Annotated in this window: 22 protein-coding genes and 3 tRNA genes; 16 read left to right on the top strand and 9 right to left on the bottom strand. The window is 70.2% G+C overall.

Annotated elements, in window-relative coordinates; all coding sequences use genetic code 11:
• Window positions 1–23 precede the first annotated feature (23 nt).
• The 5 genes from cdaA (at window position 24) to rsfS (ending at window position 4,629) form a co-directional block, all read left to right on the top strand.
• Window positions 24–851: a diadenylate cyclase CdaA gene (gene cdaA / locus M8445_RS06240; RefSeq protein ID WP_273990444.1), complete on the top strand. Its 828-nt coding sequence runs from the start codon at window positions 24–26 to the stop codon at window positions 849–851.
• Window positions 848–1,819, top strand: coding sequence for a CdaR family protein (locus M8445_RS06235; protein ID WP_273990442.1), 972 nt, complete (start codon window positions 848–850; stop codon window positions 1,817–1,819). The genes cdaA and M8445_RS06235 overlap by 4 nt, the downstream gene beginning before the upstream one ends.
• A gap of 287 nt (window positions 1,820–2,106) precedes the next feature.
• Window positions 2,107–2,652 (top strand): bis(5'-nucleosyl)-tetraphosphatase (symmetrical) YqeK, encoded by a 546-nt coding sequence (yqeK, locus tag M8445_RS06230; RefSeq protein ID WP_380091489.1) that lies wholly within the window; start codon window positions 2,107–2,109, stop codon window positions 2,650–2,652.
• Window positions 2,649–3,965 (top strand): LCP family protein, encoded by a 1,317-nt coding sequence (locus tag M8445_RS06225; protein ID WP_273990438.1) that lies wholly within the window; start codon window positions 2,649–2,651, stop codon window positions 3,963–3,965. Before yqeK ends, M8445_RS06225 begins: the two co-directional genes overlap by 4 nt.
• Before the next feature lie 286 nt (window positions 3,966–4,251).
• Window positions 4,252–4,629, top strand: coding sequence for a ribosome silencing factor (rsfS, locus tag M8445_RS06220; RefSeq protein WP_273990437.1), 378 nt, complete (start codon window positions 4,252–4,254; stop codon window positions 4,627–4,629).
• 66 nt (window positions 4,630–4,695) lie between these two features.
• On the opposite strand, the gene M8445_RS06215 is transcribed toward rsfS, so the two are convergent.
• Window positions 4,696–5,172, bottom strand: coding sequence for a DUF3809 domain-containing protein (locus tag M8445_RS06215; protein ID WP_273990436.1), 477 nt, complete (start codon window positions 5,170–5,172; stop codon window positions 4,696–4,698).
• Between the two features lie 25 nt (window positions 5,173–5,197).
• On the bottom strand, window positions 5,198–5,473 hold the full coding sequence (locus M8445_RS06210) for a DUF3248 domain-containing protein (RefSeq protein WP_273990435.1): 276 nt from the start codon (window positions 5,471–5,473) through the stop codon (window positions 5,198–5,200).
• A gap of 45 nt (window positions 5,474–5,518) precedes the next feature.
• Here M8445_RS06210 and M8445_RS06205 point away from each other — a divergent pair, with 45 nt between their 5' ends.
• The 3 genes from M8445_RS06205 to coaD all read left to right on the top strand — a co-directional run bounded on the left by M8445_RS06205 (window position 5,519) and on the right by coaD (window position 7,168).
• Entirely contained in the window at window positions 5,519–5,806 is a 288-nt protein-coding gene (locus M8445_RS06205) for a hypothetical protein (protein ID WP_273990434.1), read from the top strand.
• 204 nt (window positions 5,807–6,010) lie between these two features.
• The gene (locus M8445_RS06200; protein ID WP_273990432.1) at window positions 6,011–6,604 is read left to right on the top strand and encodes an RsmD family RNA methyltransferase; all 594 of its coding nucleotides are present in this window, start codon (window positions 6,011–6,013) and stop codon (window positions 6,602–6,604) included.
• A 12-nt stretch (window positions 6,605–6,616) separates the two neighbouring features.
• The gene (coaD, locus tag M8445_RS06195; protein ID WP_273990430.1) at window positions 6,617–7,168 is read left to right on the top strand and encodes a pantetheine-phosphate adenylyltransferase; all 552 of its coding nucleotides are present in this window, start codon (window positions 6,617–6,619) and stop codon (window positions 7,166–7,168) included.
• Between the two features lie 82 nt (window positions 7,169–7,250).
• On the opposite strand, the gene metK is transcribed toward coaD, so the two are convergent.
• Window positions 7,251–8,462 carry a methionine adenosyltransferase gene (gene metK, locus M8445_RS06190; RefSeq protein WP_273990429.1) on the bottom strand — a complete coding sequence of 404 codons (1,212 nt, stop codon included), beginning with the start codon at window positions 8,460–8,462 and terminating at the stop codon, window positions 7,251–7,253.
• A gap of 308 nt (window positions 8,463–8,770) precedes the next feature.
• Here metK and M8445_RS06185 point away from each other — a divergent pair, with 308 nt between their 5' ends.
• The 5 genes from M8445_RS06185 (at window position 8,771) to argR (ending at window position 13,137) form a co-directional block, all read left to right on the top strand.
• On the top strand, window positions 8,771–9,460 hold the full coding sequence (locus M8445_RS06185; protein ID WP_273990428.1) for a response regulator transcription factor: 690 nt from the start codon (window positions 8,771–8,773) through the stop codon (window positions 9,458–9,460).
• 68 nt (window positions 9,461–9,528) lie between these two features.
• Window positions 9,529–10,449: a sensor histidine kinase gene (locus M8445_RS06180; protein ID WP_273990851.1), complete on the top strand. Its 921-nt coding sequence runs from the start codon at window positions 9,529–9,531 to the stop codon at window positions 10,447–10,449.
• A 190-nt stretch (window positions 10,450–10,639) separates the two neighbouring features.
• The gene (phoU, locus tag M8445_RS06175; protein ID WP_088248791.1) at window positions 10,640–11,284 is read left to right on the top strand and encodes a phosphate signaling complex protein PhoU; all 645 of its coding nucleotides are present in this window, start codon (window positions 10,640–10,642) and stop codon (window positions 11,282–11,284) included.
• A gap of 85 nt (window positions 11,285–11,369) precedes the next feature.
• Window positions 11,370–12,638: a bifunctional phosphopantothenoylcysteine decarboxylase/phosphopantothenate--cysteine ligase CoaBC gene (gene coaBC, locus M8445_RS06170; protein ID WP_273990426.1), complete on the top strand. Its 1,269-nt coding sequence runs from the start codon at window positions 11,370–11,372 to the stop codon at window positions 12,636–12,638.
• Between the two features lie 28 nt (window positions 12,639–12,666).
• Window positions 12,667–13,137, top strand: a complete 471-nt coding sequence (gene argR, locus M8445_RS06165; protein WP_273990425.1) for an arginine repressor — start codon at window positions 12,667–12,669, stop codon at window positions 13,135–13,137.
• Window positions 13,138–13,226: 89 nt separating this feature from the next.
• On the opposite strand, the gene M8445_RS06160 is transcribed toward argR, so the two are convergent.
• From M8445_RS06160 to mqnP, 6 genes are all read right to left on the bottom strand, one after another.
• Complete coding sequence (locus tag M8445_RS06160; protein ID WP_273990424.1) at window positions 13,227–14,849, bottom strand: ATP-binding protein; 1,623 nt, start codon at window positions 14,847–14,849, stop codon at window positions 13,227–13,229.
• Window positions 14,850–15,040: 191 nt separating this feature from the next.
• Window positions 15,041–15,718, bottom strand: a complete 678-nt coding sequence (locus M8445_RS06155) for a response regulator transcription factor (protein ID WP_010887388.1) — start codon at window positions 15,716–15,718, stop codon at window positions 15,041–15,043.
• A 49-nt stretch (window positions 15,719–15,767) separates the two neighbouring features.
• A complete protein-coding gene (locus tag M8445_RS06150; protein WP_273990420.1) occupies window positions 15,768–16,358 on the bottom strand; it encodes an adenylate/guanylate cyclase domain-containing protein in 591 nt (196 codons plus the stop codon).
• A gap of 160 nt (window positions 16,359–16,518) precedes the next feature.
• Window positions 16,519–16,947 carry a hypothetical protein gene (locus M8445_RS06145; protein ID WP_273990419.1) on the bottom strand — a complete coding sequence of 143 codons (429 nt, stop codon included), beginning with the start codon at window positions 16,945–16,947 and terminating at the stop codon, window positions 16,519–16,521.
• 120 nt (window positions 16,948–17,067) lie between these two features.
• Window positions 17,068–17,379, bottom strand: coding sequence for a hypothetical protein (locus M8445_RS06140; RefSeq protein WP_273990418.1), 312 nt, complete (start codon window positions 17,377–17,379; stop codon window positions 17,068–17,070).
• Entirely contained in the window at window positions 17,380–18,246 is an 867-nt protein-coding gene (mqnP, locus tag M8445_RS06135; protein WP_273990416.1) for a menaquinone biosynthesis prenyltransferase MqnP, read from the bottom strand.
• Between the two features lie 128 nt (window positions 18,247–18,374).
• Between mqnP and M8445_RS06130 the strand changes: the two genes are divergently transcribed.
• The 3 genes from M8445_RS06130 to M8445_RS06120 all read left to right on the top strand — a co-directional run bounded on the left by M8445_RS06130 (window position 18,375) and on the right by M8445_RS06120 (window position 18,717).
• Window positions 18,375–18,451 (top strand) — tRNA-Pro (locus M8445_RS06130).
• Between the two features lie 39 nt (window positions 18,452–18,490).
• Window positions 18,491–18,564 (top strand) — tRNA-Gly (locus M8445_RS06125).
• A gap of 76 nt (window positions 18,565–18,640) precedes the next feature.
• Window positions 18,641–18,717, top strand: a tRNA-Arg gene (locus tag M8445_RS06120).
• Window positions 18,718–18,802: the final 85 nt, after the last annotated feature.

The following is an 18,802-nucleotide window of genomic DNA, read 5'->3' as shown; positions in this document are numbered from 1 at the left end:
TTGAAAGGAGCGCCGTTCAAGTCATGCCCACTCCGTTCGGTCAGGTGAATGTCCGGGATGTTCTGGACATCCTGCTGGTCACGTTCCTGGTGTACCAGGGGTACCTGCTGGTGGCGGGAACGCGGGCGGTGAACGTGGTGCGCGGCATTCTGGTGTTCGCGGGCGTGTGGGTGGCGGCGCAGGTGCTGAACCTGCCGACCCTGAGTTACCTGCTGGGCCGGGCGGGAACGGTGGGCATCTTCGCGCTGGTGGTGCTGTTCCAGCCGGAGTTGCGGGCGGCGCTGGAGCGGGTGGGGCGGCCGCGCGGGCGGGATACCGGGGCGAGCGGCGCGGCGTTGCAGGACCTGGCACGGGCCATGGAGCGCCTCGCGGAGCGCAAGACCGGGGCGCTGATCGCGATCGAGCGGCGCACGCCTCTGGGTGAGTACGCGGCGACGGGCGTGTCGCTGGACGCGCTGGTCAGCGTGCCGTTCCTGGAGGCGTTGTTCGCGCGGAACGCGCCGCTGCATGACGGCGGGGTGATCATTCAGGGGTCGCGGGTCATCTCGGCCGGGTGCCTGTTTCCGTTGCAGTCGAGTGACGGTACGTACCGGCGGTACGGCACGCGGCACCGCGCGGCGATCGGCCTGTCGGAGTTGACGGACGCGGTGGTGCTGGTGGTCAGTGAGGAGCGGGGCAGCATGAGGATCGCGTTGACGGGGCGGCTGGGTCCGGACCTGAACGGAACGGAGTTGAGGGAGCAGTTGCGGGCGCTGGTGTACGACCGGGCGGGGTTCCTGGCGGCCGGGGAGTCGGAACCGGACCCGGATGAGCGCGGCGCCGAGGGTGAACCGGCGCGGGAGTCGTCGTGAGGGCCGGGTCTGATCTGGCGGCGCAGTTGCGGCGCTGGCTGGACCCGCGTCACGCCTGGACGCGTGGCACGCACAACCTGGGGTTGAAGATGCTGGCGCTGGGCGTGTCCCTGACGCTGTGGGTGGTGGCGACCACGGACCGGCGCGCGAACGTCGAGCAGGGATTCAACGTGCCGGTGTCCGTGCGGGACACGACCGGCAGCGGCGAGGAGAAGCGCGCCACGAGTGACCTGAGCCCGGCGTCGGTGCGGGTGACGTTGTGGGGCAGCCCGGACCGGCTGCGGGAACTGCAACCGGAGAACATCGAGGCAGTCGTGGACGTGACAGGCGTGCCGGAGGGGAGTTTCACGCAGCCCGTGACGGTCACGGCGCCCAGCGGGACCGAGGTGCGCCGGCAGACGCCCGCGCGGGTGCAGGGGTTCCTGGATACGCAGGTGACGCGCACACTGCCGGTCACGCTGAGCGTGGCGTCGCCACCCGAGGCGAGCGTGCCCCGGTACGTGGTCTCGCCGGCCGAGGCGCAGGTGTCCGGGCCGGGCCGGGTGGTGTCCACCGTGACGCGTGTGGTGACCAGTCCGGCGGCCCTGTCGGCGGGGGCCGAGCGGGAGGTGCCGCTGGTCGCGCTGGACGGCGCGGGCCTGCCGGTGGGTGGGGTCAAGGCCACGCCGTCGACCGTGACGGTCCGCCGCCTGGATACCGGGGAACTGCCGGTCAAGACGGTGCGGGTGGTGCTGAACGATCCGCCGGCGACGCTGCGGGTCACGTCGGTCAGCGTGCAGCCCAGCACCGTGCGGGTGGTCGCGGCGCCGGAACTGCTGGGGCGACTGCGTGAGGTGGGGGGAACCGTCACGTACCGCGCCGGGACGTACACGGCGGCCGTGAACCTCTCGATTCCGGCTGGCGCGCAGGCGCTGGAGACCGTCAGCGTGCGCCTGACCGTCGAGCGGGTCACCTCGGCCGCTCCGTGAGAAGGGCCGCTCCGTGAGAGGCCAGCGCCTGAAACATCAGCCCTGAGACACCCGCGCCTGGGCTGCCGGCTATCCCGGCAACGGGTTGGGCAGCACTGGTCGGGCGGCGGAACCTGCGGGGTAACAGGGGGGGGAAAGTGACCCGGATGTCAGCGCGGCCGGGAGTGCGGGGCGTATAGTCAGGTCATGATGTGGAGAACCGGCCACATGCCCCTGTGATCGCCCAGCTCCTCGTACCCCGGCACCCTGTGGCGGAGTGGACCGGCTGGGAAGAACGCGTGCGCCTGATGGTGCGCCCACGCCGCTACGAGCACGTGCTGCGCGTGGCTGAACTGGCTGCCCAGATTGCCCTGGCGAACGGTCTGGACGACATGCGCGCCTACGCCGCCGGGATTCTGCACGACATTGCCCGCGACCTGCCCGACGCCGAGCTGCTGCGCCTCGCCCCGCCCGAGTGCGAGATCGACGCCGGGCATCCGCTGGCGCTGCACGGGCGGGCCGCGCGGGTGCTGCTGGAACGCTGGGGGTACCAGGATCAGGTGGTGCTGGAGGCCGTGGAGGACCACACGACCGGGCCGCGCGGCGGGAATCGGGTCGCGGAGTGCGTGTACATCGCGGACGTGTCCGAGCCGGGGCGGGGCGTGAACGCCGACATCCGCGAACTGGCGCTGCGGGACCTGAACGCCGCGCTGGAGCGCGCCATCGTCTCGAAGGTCACGTACCTGCAGGGGCGGGGCATTCAGGTGCATCCGCGGACGTTGCAGGCCTATCATGCGCTGCCGTGCGTCGCTCAACAGATCCAGCCTTCCCCTCCCCGTCCGTCTCTCCTGTGACGCGCCCTTCCCGCCTGGGCAGGCTGCGCGCCCTGCAGGCCTTCGGGTTGACCCTGTCCTGCCTGTCGCTGGGTGGTTTCGCGCTGCTCAGCGGGGCGGGGCGCACGGTCGCGTCGTCGGTACTGCCGGGCACGGCGCCGCAGTTCACGGTGCTGATCGCCGGGCGGGACATCGTGTACTGCTACTACCAGCAGCCCTGCAAGGATCAGGATCAGCGGACGGGGCTGGTGCAGCCGCCGAACACGGACACGGTCATGCTGGTCAAGGTGGACGGCGCGCGCGTGCGGGTGCTGAACATCCCGCGTGACACGAACGTCGGCGAGTTCGACCGTGGGGAATCCGTGGCGGCGCAGAAGGTGAACAGTCAGTACTTCTCGGGCGGCCCGCAGGCACTGAAGCAGGCTGTGGAGACCATCACCGGCGAGCGGGTGGACTCGTACGTGATCGTCCGCACCGATTACGTCGAGCGGGTCATCAATGCGCTGGGCGGCCTGGACGTGACCGTGCCCGAGGGCGGCATCGAGTGGATCGACCGGGCGGCGGGCGTGAACCTGCAACTGGACGCCGGCCCGCACCACCTGGAAGGCCCGGACGCGGTGCTGTTCCTGCGGGTCCGCAAGGGCTTCGGGGATGACTACGGCCGCATCGATCATCAGAAGCAGGCGCTGACGCAACTGGCCGGCCGCCTGAAATCCGCGCAGGGCCTCGCGGCGCTCCCCACCATTCTGGGCGGCATCGGGAACGGCGTGGAGACGAACGCGGACCCGAACACCCTCGCGGCGCTGCGGCCGTTCCTGCCGGGCCTGAAACTGAGTTTCGCGACGCTGCCCACCGACGAGATTCCCGGCACGTTCAACCTCGCCGTGAACCGCGAGCGGCTGGCCGCACTGTGGGGCGACGCACCCGCCCCGGTCACGGACGCGCCGGGAGTGAAGGTCACGGTCGTGGACGCCAGCGGCGCGGGCCTGGGCGAAGGCCTGAAGACCGCCCTGACGGCGCTGGGCTACGCGGACGTGCAGGTCACGGTCGCGCCGGCCAGTCAGGAGGCCAGTCAGGTCTTCACGCAGCAGGACGTGGCGCAGGCCGGGGCGCTGGCGGACCTGCTGAACCTGCCGCGCCTGCAGGGCGAGCGCTTCCCGGTCGCGGCGGGCGAGGTGGGCGTCCTGCTGACCCGCGACGCCCAGGAGAACCTGAAGGAACTGGCCGCGCTGGCCGGCACCCCACTGGCCGCCGATCCCCGGGTGGCCGACGACACCGCGCTGCCGGGCCCGTCACCCGAACCGCTGCCCACCACCGCTCCCGGCAGCAACTGAGACGGAATTCCGGCGCTGGGCGCGCCGGGAGGGCCGCCGGGCGGCCGGGCCGGGTGAGCCGCGTTGCCTTCGGCGCGGCGCGTCCCTGTACACTGACCTGTTGCTGCGCCGCCCGCCGCCACGCCCACCCCCCACTAAGGGTGGCAGGAACGCTGACGGGGCCGCGCTCACCGCGTTTCAGGCCTGCGTTTCCGGCTTCCACTTTCCAGCAGGTGACTGCTCCCTGCCCTCTGCCGCTGGCGCCGCGCGCCCCACGACCCCCACCCCCTGAACCACCGGAGTTTTCATGACACCAGACACCCGCACCCTGACCCAACTGCAAGCCATCGTGGACGCCGCCCGTGAACGCCGCGCCGAGGACGTCACCGTTCTGGACCTGACGGCCGTCAGCTCCACCCTGGAGTACTTCGTGATCTGCACCGCCACTGCCGGGTTGCAGCTGAACGCCGTGCAGGAGAACATCCGCGAGAAGGCCATGGCCGCCGGCCTGCCCCGCCCCAGCGTGGAAGGCCCCAGCGAACGCTGGCTGCTGCTCGCCTTCGGCGGCGGCATCGTCGTGCACATCATGACCAAGGACGCCCGCGAGTACTACGACCTCGAAGGCCTCTGGAGCGACGCGCGCCCCCTGGACTTCCCGGACCTGCAGGAAAGCCCCAAAGCCTGATCCGGCATGTAGCGGCCCGGCCTCACCCACGCGGTGCAGGCCGGGCCGTTGCGTGTATGCCTGGATTCAGGCCGGTTCGGTCGGCATGGCGCGGCTGATGCTGCCCGGCAGTTCGCGGGCCACGCGGTCCAGGGTGCGGCTCGCAGCGGCGCGGATCATCTTCTCGAAGGCCGCGCCGCCCCAACCCTGCGCGTCGGGCGTGGCGAGATGCGCGCGGAACTGGAAGGTGAAGTGCAGGTCCGTGCCCTCCGCGCGGGCCTGCCCGCTGACCTCCACCCAGGCGCGCTCGCCGCTCAGGGCCTGCGGGATCAGGTTCGCGCCGTCCGGCGTGAGGCTCAGGAGGCTGTGAAACGGCAGGTCGGCGTCACCCAGGCCCGGCAGCGGCACGACCAGTTCGCCGCGCACGCTGCCCTCGCCTGCGCGCAGGTCCCGTAGGAACCGCAGGCGGCCCAGCGCGCGGGCGGGGTCGCGCACGAACGCCAGGGCGTCGGCGGGGGGGCCGGGGTACGGCAGCGTGAAAATCTGCTCGGCGTCGAAGATCACGCGCCGCTCCGGGCTGGGGCCGGGGTCAGTCCACCCATTCGATCACGATGCGGTCCTCGGCCAGTGCGGCCTGCAACTCGGCGTCCCCGGCGCTGCGCAGCCTTGAGAGGTGCGCGAAGCGGGGCGTGGCGGACGCGAAGCCCAGCCGGACGATCACGTCGTCGCTGGCCTCGTCCTTCCCGATACGCCAGACCAGCTGCCCGCCCAGCGCCTCCAGCTGACGCAGCAGGTCCGGCGTGACCGGCGGGCGGCCGTCTCCGTTCGGGTCGCCGGGCAGGTCAGGGGGCAGGTCGGCACTCATGAGGGCCATTGTACGCGGCGGGCCCCGGCGGGTAGAACAGGAAACATGACAGACACTGCCCCGGCCACCCCACCCACCCACACGCCCCTCAGCTGGCGCGCCCTGGAAACCCGCGTGGGCCTGGATGACCTGCCCGCCTTTCACCGGGCGTTCCTGACGTGGCGCGGCATCGAGGACGCTGCCGGCATGCCGCTGCGGCGCGTGCAGCAGCGCGTGGAGGCCGAACTGAACCGGCTGGTGCAGGCGGGCCACGCGACCCGTAGCGGCGAGGACTGGCACCTGACCCCGGACGCCCTGAGCGGCTTCCCGCAGGCGCAGCCGTTCCTGACCTGAGGGGCAGCCCGTATCCTGTACGGATGACTGCCTCCTTTCTTCACTGCCCCGCCCGCCCGGAGTCCGTATGATGCGGATTCCGTCTGTTTCGTTCACAACCCGCCCATGCACCGGGTTGCCAACTCCACGCCCGGAATCCTCTTTGCTCCTGCTCGCATCCGCTCGGACTGAACGGTTTTTGCAAACCATTCAGTCGGAGTCTGTATGAGCCTGCGCATCCTGGGCGGCAGCGCCAAGGGCCGCGCGCTGGAAGTGCCGGACAGCGCCCGGCCCAGCGGCGCGCGCATCCGCAAGAGCCTGTTCGACCTGCTGGCCGCGCGCCTGCCGGAAGGGACCTTCCTGGACATGCACGGCGGCAGCGGCGCCATCGGCCTGGAAGCCGCCAGCCGGGGGTACCGGGTGACGCTGATCGAGATGGACGGCCGCGCCGTGAAGGCGCTCGAGGCGAACGCCCGCGCGCTGGGCCTGCGTGCCCGCATCCTGAAAGGTGACGCGCAGAGCCTGATGCCGGCCCTGGGACCGTTCGACATCGTGTTCAGCGACCCGCCGTACGACGTGGATATTCCCGCGCTGGCCGCCAACCTGCTCTCCCGGAACGTGGTGCGGCCCGGCGGCCTGCTGGTCTGCCAGCACCCGGACCGCACGCGCCTGCCCGAGAAGGCCGGGTACACCCGCGAGCTCCGCGAGTACGGCAGCAACAGCCTGACCATCTATGAACGCGACGAACCCACGGAAGAACCAACGGAAGAACCCACGGACGAGGCGGGCGGCCATGAAGGCGCGGCGGAAGTAGGGTAAGGTGACGGGGCTATGAACGCTGTCTTTCCCGGGTCGTTCGACCCCATCACCAGCGGGCACATGGACGTCCTGACGCGCGCCGCGAAGATCTTCGACCACGTGACCCTGACGGTCATGCACAACGCCCGCAAGCAGGGCCGCCACCTGTTCACGCTGGAGGAACGCATGGACATTCTGCGCGAGGCGACCACGCACCTCCCGAACGTCCGGGTGGACACCTTCGGGGGCCTGCTGGTGGACTACATGGCCCGCCAGGAGCCCGGCAGCGTGATCCTGCGCGGCCTGCGGGCGGTCAGCGACTACGAGTACGAGTTGCAGATCGCGCACCTGAACCGCCAGATCGGGGACGCCGAGACGGTGTTCATCATGGCTGCCACCCGCTGGAGTTTCGTAAGCAGCTCCATGGTCCGCGAGATCGCCAGTTACGGCGGCGACGTGAGCGAGATGGTCCCGCGCGCCAGTGCCGCCGCGCTGCGCCGCAAGCACGCCGACGTGTACGCCGAACGCGAGGCCGAGAAGGAAGAGCAGAAGCAGGCGCAGCAGCAGGAACAGCCGGGCCGCTGACTGCCACGCAGCAAGGGCCACGCAGCAAGGGAAGGGGGCCGGACACGTTGACTGTGTCCGGCCCCCTCCTTTCACTGCGTCGTTACTGCTGCGCGGCAGTCTTCAGGGCCCCGGCCTTGGGCGTCTGCTCCCAGGGGAACTCGGGGCGCCCGAAGTGACCGTACGCGGCGGTCTGCGCGTAGATGGGGCGCTGCAGGTCCAGTTCCGCGATGATCGACTGCGGGCGGGCGTCGAAGTGCGCAGCGATCAGCGCGGCCAGCTGCTCGTCGCTGACGGTGCCGGTGCCGTAGGTGTCCACGCGCAGGCTGACGGGTCCAGCGCGGCCGATGGCGTACGCGATCTCGACCAGCGCGCGGCGGGCCAGTCCGGCGGCCACGACGTTCTTGGCGATGAAGCGGGCGTAGTACGCCGCGCTGCGGTCGACCTTGGTAGGGTCCTTGCCGCTGAACGCGCCGCCGCCGTGAGGGACGGCCCCGCCGTAGGTGTCCACGATGATCTTGCGGCCGGTCAGGCCGGTGTCGCCGTGCGGGCCGCCGATGACGAAGCGCCCGCTGGGGTTGATGAAGTACTTGGTGTCGTCGGTCAGGTACTCGGCGGGAATCACGGCGCGGAGGACGTGCTCGAGCATGTCGGCGCGGATCTGTTCCTGCGTGACGTCCTCGCTGTGCTGGGTGCTGATCACGACGGTGTCCACCAGGGTCTGCGTGGCCTCGTGGGGTTCGCCGTCCCGGACGACCGTGACCTGGGCCTTGGCGTCGGGGCGCAGGTACGGCAGGCTGCCGTCCTTGCGCAGTTCGGCCAGCCGGCGCGTCAGCTTGTGCGCGAGGCTGATGGGCAGCGGCATCAGTTCCGGGGTCTCGTCGGTGGCGTAGCCGAACATCAGGCCCTGGTCGCCCGCACCGACCATGGAGTGCGCGTTGGCCGGGTCGGCGCGCTGCTCGGGGGTCATGGCGCGCCACTCCTCGCTGGTGTCCACGCCAGTGGCGATCTCAGGGCTCTGCTCGTGGATGCTGACCAGCACCGCGCTGTACTCGGCATCGAAGCCGTAGTTGGCGCGGGTATAACCGACCTGTTTGACGGCCTCGCGGACGGTTTTCTGCACGTCCACGTGCGCGGTCTCGGCGCGGACCTCGCCGGCCACGACGGCCATGCCGGTGGTCAGGAGGGTCTCGACGGCCACGCGGCTGGTGGGTTCCTGGCGCAGGAACTCGTCGAGGATGCTGTCCGAGATGAAGTCGGCGAGCTTGTCAGGGTGCCCTTCGGACACCGATTCCGAGGTGTAGTATTTCCGCATACTGGACTTCCGCATACTGGCTCCTTGCGTGCGGGGGGGCGTCTCACAGAACCGCCTGGAGAGGGATGTCGCTGCGGTCCCCGCACGGCGCGGCCCGGCCCGGGCCGGATCAACCGGGCGGGACAGGCCGTGTCGTGCCGCAGCGTACCGCACCGCGCCAGGGCTGAAAAGGACGAAAGGGCAGGGTCTGGCCTGGGTGAAGGCGTGGCCGGCCACGCCAGACGCGCCGGGTCTGGACGGGGCGATCCCGGTGCCTGCGGGGCGCGGTACCTGACATGGGCCTGACCGGAGGGCTCAGAATGAGGTGAATGAGCCACGTCGTTGTCATCGAGGATGAGGGAACAGTGCGGGACGTCCTGCGCTTTCACCTGGAGCGGGCGGGGCTGCGGGTCACGGCCCTGGATTCCACGGCGGGCGCCCTGGACGCCCTGAGCGGCGCGGACGCGCTGGTACTGGACTGGATGCTGCCCGGCGAGAGCGGCCTGGGTTTCCTGCGCCGCCTGCGCGCCGACGCGGAACTGCGCCGCCTGCCGGTGCTGATGCTGACCGCCCGCGCCGCCGAGGCCGAGCGGGTCGAGGGCCTGGAGTCCGGCGCGGACGATTACCTGACCAAACCGTTTTCAGCGGCGGAACTGGTGGCGCGCGTGCGGGCGCTGCTGCGGCGCACGCAGCCGGAAGTGCCGCCCACCATGACGAACGGCCCGCTGACCGTGGACATGGGGGCGGCCGAGGCCCGCGTGAGCGGCGGCCGCCTGAACCTGACCCGCCGGGAGTTCGACCTGCTGGCGTTCCTGACGCAGCACGTGGGCCGCGTGTACTCGCGCACGGAACTGCTGGACCGGGTGTGGGGCGCGGACTTCCTGGGCGGCGAGCGCACGGTGGACCAGCACGTGACGCAGCTGCGCGCGCACCTGGGGGACGATCCCAGCCGCCCCGGCTTCCTGGAGACGGTGCGCGGCAAGGGCTACCGCATGCGCCCCTGGACGGACACCCCGTGACGCCCCCCCTGCCCCCGGAAGCCGGGCCCGTGACCGCCGGGGCGGCTGGCGGGCCCGGCGACGCCTGGATGGACGCGCTGCCGCAGGCGGTGCTGCTGACCCGCGCGGGGCTGGTCACGCGCGTGAACGCCTCCGCCGTGCGGCTGTGGGGGGTGCCGCAGGAGCGCGCCTCGGGCCGGCCGGTGCTGGAGGTCGTGCGGCGGCACACGCTGGAAACGCTGCTGGAACGCGGCGGGGAACTGGAACTGGAGGTCACGGGCCGCACGCTGCGCTGCACGGCCACCCGCAGTGGCGAGCACACGGCGCTGATCGTGGAGGACGTGACCGAGCACCGCCGCCGCGAGGCGGAACTGCGCGAGGCGACGGCCGTGCTGAGCCACGAGTTCCGCACGCCGGTCGCGGCGCTGCGCGGGGTACTGGAGGCGCTGGAGTACGACATGCCGCGCGACCTGTCGCAGAACTTCGTGCGGCAGGGCCTGCAGGAGACCGAGCGGCTGGCGCGGCTGGTCGAGGACCTCGCGGTGGGGTTCCGGCCCACGCGGGCGCGGACGCTGCCGCTGGCCGAGGCGTTCACGCGCGCCGAGCGGTTGCTGAAAGCGGACCTGCATGCGCGCGGCGCGGCCGTCACGTTCGGTGCGGATCACCTGGTGCGCGCCGACCCCGACAAGCTGCTGCAGGTGCTGCTGAACCTGATCGAGAACGCCCTGAAGTACGGCCCGGCCGGGCAGCGGGTCGAGGTCGTCACAGCTGAGCGGGGCACCTGGGTGGAAGTCAGCGTGCTCGACCGGGGCACCCCGATTCCCGATACCGAGAACCTGTTCCGGGCGCACACGCGGGGCCGCGCGGCGACCGGGCAGGGCAGCGGCATGGGCCTGTATATCGTCCGGAGCATCGTGCAGGGCTGGGGCGGGCAGGCGTGGGCCGAGCGGCGCGGCGACGCGAACGCCTTCTGCTTCACGCTGCCCGGCGTGGGGGGCCTGGGCCTGTAGGTCGCCCCGTTCTCACCGCCTGCCCTGGCCGGGCGCCGCGCAGAGCCCTTCCCCTCTGGCCTGCACCGCTCCCAGCTGGCCCACACCGTGCCCGTCTGGACGGTGCCCGCCCGGCTGGCCCACCCCACCACTGACCACCCTCTGACACGTTCCCCCCTGCGGGGTGGTACGTTCATGAACAGGAGTTCCCATGCGTGAAGCCCTTGAAAACGATCTACGTGCCGTCCTGAACGGCGCCCTGAACATGCTCGGCACGGTCGAGCGGATGCTGCCCGTGGCGGCCGACGTGCTGCTGCGTGAGAACGTGGACCGCCTGCCGGAAGTCAAGGCCCTGGACCGCGAGGTGGACGCGCAGGAGGCGCAGATCGAGGCCGAGTGCCTGCGGATCATCGCGCTGCACCAGCCGGTCGCGCGGGACCTGCGGATGGTCGCGCTGATCCTCAAGAGCCTCAGCGATATCGAGCGCATGGGCGATTACGTGGTGCATGTCGCCGAGGACGGCGCGGAACTCGCGCAGGCGCCGGCACTCAAACGGTACGTGAACCTCGCGCGCATGCTTGAGCGGCTGGGCGAGATGAGCGAGAACCTGCGCACCGCCATCGCCGACCGTGACGTGACGCGCGCCGAGGCGACCGTGCAGATGGACGACGAGGTCGACGACCTGTACGAGCAGATTCAGCGCGAACTGGTCACGTACATGCTCGAAGACCCCCGGAACATCAGCAAGGCGCTGATGCTGATGCGGGTGGGCCGCAGCCTGGAACGCGTGGGCGACCACATGGAGAACATCGCCGAGCGCGTGCGTTACTGGGTGACCGGGCAGCGCGAGGGCTGAGCCCTGGGCGCAGGCGGGCCACTCCTTCCCGGTGGGGGGGTGGCCCGCGCCTTTGCCAGGCCCGGCGCGCCCTATCCTGTGGGGCGTGAATGCGTTGAAGTCCGGGCCGACCGTGCTGGTGATCGTGGGTGGAAGCATGGCGGCGGTGAAGGCCCCGTCGGTGCTGCGCCGGCTGCGCGAGCGGGGAGCGGCGGTGCAGGTGATCGCCACGCGCGCGGCGCTGGCGTTCATCACGGAACTGAGCCTGAGTACGGCGGCGGACGGGCCGGTCGGGACCGACGAGCACTGGTTCGCAGCCCGGCCCGACGCGCTGCACCTGACGCACGCGCGGGCGGACGTGGCGGTGGTGGTGGGTGCGTCGGCGGAGTTGCTAGCCGGGGCGGCGCACGGGCACGCGAACGAGCTGGCGCTGGCGACGCTGCTGAGCGTACGCGGGCCGGTGCTGTGGGTGCCCGCCATGAACGAGCTGATGTGGATGCACCCGGCGGTGCAGGCGAACGCGGCGACCCTGCGCGGCTGGGGGCACGCGTTCCTGGGGCCGGAGGTGGGAGCCTTCGGGACGCGCGGCGAGGGCAGTGGCGTGGGCCGCATGAGCGAGCCGGGCGACATCGCGGACGCAGCGCTGGCCCTCCTGTCACCGCTCTCCCCTGCCCGGGTGCGCGACCTGGAGGGCGTGCCGGTGGTCGTGTCAGCCGGCCCGACCCGCGAGTACCTGGACCCGGTGCGGTTCATCAGTAACCCGTCAAGCGGCAAGATGGGCTTCGCGGTGGCCGAGGAGGCGCGTGACCGGGGGGCGGCGGTGACGCTGGTGACCGGCCCGGTGAACCTGCCGGACCCGGCGGGCATGCGGGTCGTGCGGATCGAGTCGGCGCTGGAACTGCGGGACGCGGTGGTGGAGGCGGCGCGCGCGGCGGGCATCGTGGTGATGACGGCGGCGGTCGCGGATTACCGCGCGGCCACCCAGAGCGGCGAGAAGCAGGCGAAGGTGGCGGGGGACGTGACGGTGCACCTGACGCCGAACCCGGACATCCTGGCGCAACTGGGGCAGGAGAAGGGCAACCGCGTGCTGGTGGGCTTTGCCATGGAGACGCACGCGGGCGTGGAGCGCGCGGCCCTCAAGGCGCAGCGCAAGAACGCGGATTTCATCCTGCTGAACTACCCGACGCGCGAGGGCACGGCGTTCGGTGGGGATGACAATCAGGTGACGCTGGTGCGCCCGGACGGCTCGCATGAGGACTGGCCGCGCGTCAGCAAGCGCGAGGTGGCGCGGCGGCTGCTGGATGAGGCGGCGCGGCGCCTGCCGGGCCGTGAGGCGGGACGGGTGGCAGCTGCCCCCACCACGCCCATTGAATAATTCACCGCTTATGCATACCATGTGAGGAATGCCGGGACCGCTGAGCAAGGAACAACGTCAGAAACGCATTCAGGACATCATCGCGCGCGAAAGCGTCAGCACCCAGGGTGAACTGGTCGAACGCCTCCGTCAGGGCGGCATCCGTGTCACGCAGGCCACCGTCAGCCGCGACATCAACGAACTGCGCCTCGTGCGCCTCCCGGTCGGCAAGGGCCGCCACCGCTACGCCCTGGCGCAGACGACCGGACACACCGACGCCCTGGAAGAACTGGCCCGCCTGTTCCAGAACTTCGTGCACGACGTGGACCGGGGCGAGAACATGCTGGTCATCCGCACCGCCGAGGGGCACGCCAGCGGTGTGGCACTGCTGCTCGACCGGGTCCGCCGCGACGACATTGTCGGCACCATCGCCGGCGAGGACACCATCTTCGTCGTGGCCCGCACCACCACCGAGGCGGAAAGCATCATGGAGGAATTCCACGCCCTGATGCTGGGATAACAGCGGGTGATGGTTGAAAGTTGATGGTTGATAGAGAGGCGGCGGGCGGCCCTTTCTATCAACCATCAACCGTTCACCATCATCCCCTGTTACGGGACGTCGTCCTCGTCCAGCACGGGCACGTTCCCGATGGGTAATTCGACGTGGGCGGTGGTGCCGCGTCCGACCTCGCTTTCTAGCCAGATGCGCCCGCCGTGGGCGTCTACGATGCCGCGCGCGATGCTGAGGCCCAGGCCGGCGCCGCCCTGGTCGCGGCTGCGGCTGTCTTCCAGGCGGTAGAAGCGGTCGAACAGCCGCTCGAGTTGATCGGCGGGAATGCCGGGGCCGTCATCGTGCACGCTCAGGCGCACGGCCTGTCCGCCCACGGCGGCGCTGCTGACGGTATGACTGTCGAGCGTGACGGTCTGCGCGCCGGCTTTCAGGGCGTTGCTGACGAGGTTGATGATCACCTGTTTCAGGCGGTCCGGGTCGCCCTCGAAGGCGACTTCCTGGCCGATGGTGGTCAGCGCGGTCCGCTGCGCCTGTGCCAGCGGCGCAAGCTCGCGGGCGATGTCGGACAGCAGCAGCGTGGCGAAGATGGGTTCGCGGGTCAGCAGCAGCGCGCCGCTGTCACTGCGGGCCAGTTGCAGCAGGCTGGCGATCAGGTTGGTCAGGCGGGCCGATTCGCTCTGGATGATCTTCAGGCTTTCCTGCTGCTGCTCGTTGGGGTTGGTGCGGCGCAGCAGGTACCCGGCGTGCCCGCTGATGGCCGTGACCGGCGTGCGCAGTTCGTGGCTGGCGTCGCTGGTGAAGCGGCGCTGCGCGTCGAAGCTGTCCTCCAGGCGGCCCAGCATGGCGTTCAGGGCCATGGCGAGGGACTCGACCTCGTCGCCGGTCTGCGGGACGGGCACGCGCTCGGTGAGGGTCTGCCCGCCGATGCGTTCGGCGGCCCGCTGCACGCGGCGCAGGGGTTGCAGGGCCTGCCCGGCCAGTACGTACGCGCCGCTGCCGGCGGTGATCAGGCCCACCACGAACAGCAGCAGGATCACGTTCTGCAACTGTGAGAGGGTGTCCTGCACGGTGCTCAGGGACCGCGCGACGTACACGATGCTCAGGCCGTCGTTGGGGCCGAACACGCCGGCACTTTCCGCGCCGCCCGGCACCTGCGGCAGCGGGGTCAGGACGACCATCAGGCGCATCAGGGTGGGGGCCGAGCGGTACGGCTCCTGCACGAGGTGATTGAGGAACATCTGGCCGCTGCTGGAGCGGATCAGGTCGGACAGTTCCTCACCGGACAGGCTGATGGGCCGCTGCGTGTCCACGCCCAGCGAGCGGCGCGAGGCGTTGCGCAGGGCTTCGAGGGTGCTGAGCAGCGCAGCGCGTTCCTCGGGGCTGCGGGCGCGGTTCAGGGAGTCCAGCAGCGTCTGCCGGTCGTACACGTCGATCTGCTCGAGCGCCAGACTGGAGTTAGGGAACTGGTAGCGGGCCAGCATCAGCGAGTCGGACACCTGACCGGGGTCGTTGCGGGCGGTATCCAGCGGCAGGGACAGTTCGCTGGCCGCGCGGGTGCTCTGAACGTACGTGGTGAACTGCGTGTACGTACCCCGAAGTTCGTTGTCCAGGCCGCCGATCAGGCTGCTGCGCATCAGGTACAACGTCGTGACGCCCACGCTGGTCAGCAGCAGGGCCAGCAGCGCGGTATAGAACAGGGTCAGTCGCCAGCGGAGCGTCATGCGGCCCTGCGGCGGGTGGGGGCGTCTGGCACGGGCATGTCCGGCAGTTTACCGGGCCGCCTCATGAGTCGCCCTCACCCGGCCATGAGGAACGCGGGGAATGCAGACGGGCCGCAGACCACGCGCCCCACAAGCTGGGACGGGATGGTCTGCGGCCACTCGGAACGCCAGGAGTGGGCCTGATGCCTGGGTTACTCCTCGCGCAGCACGTAGCCGACGCCGCGCACGGTGTGGATCAGGCGGCGCTCGCCACCTTCTTCCAGTTTGCGGCGCAGGTACCCGATGTACACGTCCACGACGTTACTGCCGCCCGTGTACTCGGGCCAGACTTTCTCCTCGATCTCGAAGCGCGAGAAGACCTTACCGGGGTTGCGGGCCAGCAGTTCCAGCAGTTCGAACTCCTTGGCAGACAGTTCCACGCGGCGGCCCCCACGGAAGATCTCGCGGCCGTCGAGGTTCATGACCAGATCGGCCACGCGGACCTCGCCGGTCACGGCCGGGTTCACGCGGCGCAGGTGGGCGCGCACGCGGGCCAGCAGTTCCTCGATGGAGAACGGCTTGATCAGGTAGTCGTCGGCGCCGCTGTCGAGGCCCTCGACCTTGTCCTGAATGCCGTCCTTGGCGGTCAGGATGATGATGGGGGTGTTGCTGGTCTTGCGGATGCGCCGCGCGACTTCCAAGCCGTCCAGAACGGGGAGCATCAGGTCCAGGATGACGAGGTCGGGGTTGACTTCACGGAATTTGGAGAGGCCGGTGACGCCGTCGAAGGCGACTTCGGTGGCGTACCCTTCAGCGGCGAGTTCGAGTTCGATAAACCGAGCGATGTCTTTCTCATCCTCGATGACCAGTACCAGGGGCTTGCGTTCCATGCGGTCAGTCTAGGGACCGTTCTCATGAGAAGAGGGTTGCGCTGCTTAATCAGCTTTCATGCGCCGTGCGCGGGCCTGCGTTCAGGATGGGCAGCAGCAGGTGCGCGCAGCAGTTCTCACCGAAGCCCTGCAGGTGCAGCGGCTGGTACGGTTCGGTGCGGACGCCGGGGGCGCTGGCCAGGACCGCGTCGCACACCAGGGTCTGGCCGGGTTCGGCTGCACCGCACAGGCGGGCGGCGTAATTGACGGGCAGTCCGTAGGCGCTGTTCTGACCGCCCACGACACCCATGATGACCTCGCCGCCAGACACCCCGGCGCGCAGGTGCAGGCGCTGGCCCAGGCGGGCAGCCAGGGTCAGGCGGGCGGCGCGGCCGTGGGCCTCGGCGGCGGCCTGGCAGGCCTGCGCGGCCTGTTGCAGCGGCCACCACGCCAGGACGGCGTCGCCCTGGTGCTGCAGGACCTCACCGCCACGCGCCTCGAAGCTCAGGATCATGACCTGCACGAATTCCTGCATGAGGGTCTGGTAGTTCCGCAGCGGGAGCTGCTGGGCCATGGTGGTACTGCCGACCAGGTCGACCAGCACGAAGCACGCGTGGGTGCTGTCGTGGGCACCGGGAAGGGGAAGCAGCAGGTCAGCCATAGGACCCCTTCATGATGAATGACGAAAGGTTTCAGTGAAAGGCCTGAATCAGCGGACGTCAAACGGTTCTGGGGAACAATTCACAGCAAATCCGTTACTCGCCGGGGAACACAGCGGGATTGGTCTTGACCTTTCCGGTCAGGTCTGCTGCGCGGCAGAACTACGGAGCCAGAAACCCATGCAGCGGCGGCAGCGTCCGGAAGGCCAGCCACCCACCCGCCGCGACCTCCGGAAGCGGTCCGAAGCTTCCCAGTACCAGCGGCAACCGCGCCTGCACCACCAGCGTACCCGGCATCACGGCCAGCACCCGCCCCACGCCCTCCACCCCCGACACGCCCACCACCGACAGCGCCTCGGGACCGCCCGGAGCCGGGGCCGTGCCCTGCGGGTCCAGCACGCCGTGAACCACCACCCGCCCCGGCCCCGGCAGCGCCGCGTACGGCCCGGAACGGTCGAACAGGTACAGCACCCGCCCGCCGGAGGCGAACTCCAGCAGCGGGCTGCCCTCGCGCTGCGGGTACAGCGTCCCGTCCGCCGCGAACGCCGCGAAACGCGCCGTGAACTCCCGCTCCGACGTTTCCAGCGTCAACGCGGCCCCCCGTTCTTCGGCACCAACCGCCAGGACATCAACATTCCCGGAAGTCTAGCGCACGCTCCGCCGCCTGCCCGCGCCACTGGCCATGCACCGACCGGGGCCTCCTGGGCCGGGTCAGTCTTCGTCCAGGCCGTCCAGGTCCAGCCAGTCGAGGTCGGGGCGGCCCACGACGAGCCGCTGCTCGTCCGTCAGGGTGTCCAGCAGCGCGTCGGCCCGCTCCAGCGCGAAGGTGCCCTCGACCTCCCGCTGCACGTGAATGAAGGCCAGTCCCAGCAGGCGTTCCAGCACCGCCCAGGCCAGCGTGCCCGGCGGGTGCGCGTCGCGGGCGCGTTGCAGCAGGGTGGCGGTCAGCCGGTCGTCGCCGTCCGCGAACGCCTGCGCGGCCGCGCGCGGCACCAGCCGCCGCAGGGAGGCCCGGTCAGTCATTCAGGTCAGGGTCCGCCACGCCACGTCCACGATCACGCCGGCCAGCATGGTCAGCGCCAGCCACATGTTCGCGTCGAAGAACGCCACGTTCACCTTCGCCAGGTCGTTCGGGTTCACGATGCGGTGCTCGAACAGCAGAATGCCGCCCATCGCCAGCGCCGCGAGGTAATACCAGAAGCTCGCGCCCGCCAGCACGCCCACCAGCAGCAGCAGCGCGAAGGTCAGGGCGTGACTCACGGCCGCGATCCGCAGGGCGCGCGGAATCCCGAAGCGGGCCGGGATGCTCCGGACGCCGTTCTGCACGTCGAAATCCCGGTCCATGGTGGCGTAGATGACGTCCAGGCCGATCATCCAGAAGATCACGACCGCCCACAGCGCCCAGGCGGGCGGCGCGAACTCGCCGGTCACGGCGATCCAGCCGCCGGCCGCCGCCGCGCCGTCCGTCACGCCCAGCCACGCGTGGCACAGCCACGTGAAGCGCTTGGTGTACGGGTATCCGATCAGGAACACCACGGCCAGCGGCAGCAGCGCCAGACACAGCGGGTTCAGTTGCGCCGCCGCGAACGCCATGACGATCAGACTGACAATCACCAGCGTCCACGCCTGTGCCGGGCTGACCTTCCCGCTGGGCACCTCCCGGCCTGCCGTGCGGGGATTACGGGCGTCAATGAAGCGGTCGATCACGCGGTTGGCGCCCATCGCGGCGGTGCGGGCGGCGGCCATGGCGACCGTCACCCAGATCAGCACGCCCCAGCCGGGCCAGCCCGTCCCGCTGTGCTGCATGCTGGCCAGCAGCATTCCCGCGTACGCGAACGGCAGCGCGAACACGGTGTGCTCGAACTTCACCAGATCCAGGTAGGTTTTCACGCGCGACTTCACTCCGGTTCCTGCGACGCCTTCACTCACAATGCCGCAGAATACGCCTCCGGGCGGCCCGCGCGCCTCTTACCCACCCGCCATGTTTTTGCTATAGTGCTCAGGCGCGCGTTGCTTGACGAGGCGTAGCGCAGGCCGGTAGCGCACTTGGTTTGGGACCAAGGGGTCGCTGGTTCGAATCCAGTCGCCTCGACCAGACTGTTCTTTACAGGCAGCACAACGCAGCGCGCCGCACGCGGGATTGGTGTAGTGGTAGCACAGCAGCCTTCCAAGCTTCTGGCCTCGGTTCGAATCCGTGATCCCGCTCCACAGACCGGCCCCCACTCCAGGGGGCCCTTTTCCTTTCTTCTCTTCCTGGCCTCTTCCCCGTCTACTGCCCACGCACGCGCCCTTAGCTCAGCTGGATAGAGCAACCGCCTTCTAAGCGGTCGGTCGCAGGTTCGAGTCCTGCAGGGCGCGCCACTCTCAGAAGCCCCCCTCCCCTGCCGGGCGGGGGGCTTCTGCCTGTCTTCATGTTCTGGCGGTTGCGGCAGGGGTGGGGACATTC

This window comes from Deinococcus aquaticus, from assembly GCF_028622095.1.
In the GTDB taxonomy this organism is placed as follows: domain Bacteria; phylum Deinococcota; class Deinococci; order Deinococcales; family Deinococcaceae; genus Deinococcus; species Deinococcus aquaticus.
This window is presented reverse-complemented; position numbering and strand designations above follow the sequence as displayed.

Bases quoted from the DNA above. Each gene is read 5' to 3' on its own strand.
- cdaA (WP_273990444.1), top strand. From the start codon at position 24: ATGCCCACTCCGTTCGGTCAGGTGAATGTCCGGGATGTTCTGGACATC.
- yqeK (WP_380091489.1), top strand. From the start codon at position 2,107: ATGGTGCGCCCACGCCGCTACGAGCACGTGCTGCGCGTGGCTGAACTG.
- rsfS (WP_273990437.1), top strand. From the start codon at position 4,252: ATGACACCAGACACCCGCACCCTGACCCAACTGCAAGCCATCGTGGAC.
- M8445_RS06210 (WP_273990435.1), bottom strand. From the start codon at position 5,473: ATGAGTGCCGACCTGCCCCCTGACCTGCCCGGCGACCCGAACGGAGAC.
- M8445_RS06205 (WP_273990434.1), top strand. From the start codon at position 5,519: ATGACAGACACTGCCCCGGCCACCCCACCCACCCACACGCCCCTCAGC.
- M8445_RS06200 (WP_273990432.1), top strand. From the start codon at position 6,011: ATGAGCCTGCGCATCCTGGGCGGCAGCGCCAAGGGCCGCGCGCTGGAA.
- coaD (WP_273990430.1), top strand. From the start codon at position 6,617: ATGAACGCTGTCTTTCCCGGGTCGTTCGACCCCATCACCAGCGGGCAC.
- metK (WP_273990429.1), bottom strand. From the start codon at position 8,462: ATGCGGAAATACTACACCTCGGAATCGGTGTCCGAAGGGCACCCTGAC.
- M8445_RS06185 (WP_273990428.1), top strand. From the start codon at position 8,771: ATGAGCCACGTCGTTGTCATCGAGGATGAGGGAACAGTGCGGGACGTC.
- M8445_RS06180 (WP_273990851.1), top strand. From the start codon at position 9,529: ATGGACGCGCTGCCGCAGGCGGTGCTGCTGACCCGCGCGGGGCTGGTC.
- phoU (WP_088248791.1), top strand. From the start codon at position 10,640: ATGCGTGAAGCCCTTGAAAACGATCTACGTGCCGTCCTGAACGGCGCC.
- argR (WP_273990425.1), top strand. From the start codon at position 12,667: ATGCCGGGACCGCTGAGCAAGGAACAACGTCAGAAACGCATTCAGGAC.
- M8445_RS06160 (WP_273990424.1), bottom strand. From the start codon at position 14,849: ATGACGCTCCGCTGGCGACTGACCCTGTTCTATACCGCGCTGCTGGCC.
- M8445_RS06155 (WP_010887388.1), bottom strand. From the start codon at position 15,718: ATGGAACGCAAGCCCCTGGTACTGGTCATCGAGGATGAGAAAGACATC.
- M8445_RS06150 (WP_273990420.1), bottom strand. From the start codon at position 16,358: ATGGCTGACCTGCTGCTTCCCCTTCCCGGTGCCCACGACAGCACCCAC.
- M8445_RS06140 (WP_273990418.1), bottom strand. From the start codon at position 17,379: ATGACTGACCGGGCCTCCCTGCGGCGGCTGGTGCCGCGCGCGGCCGCG.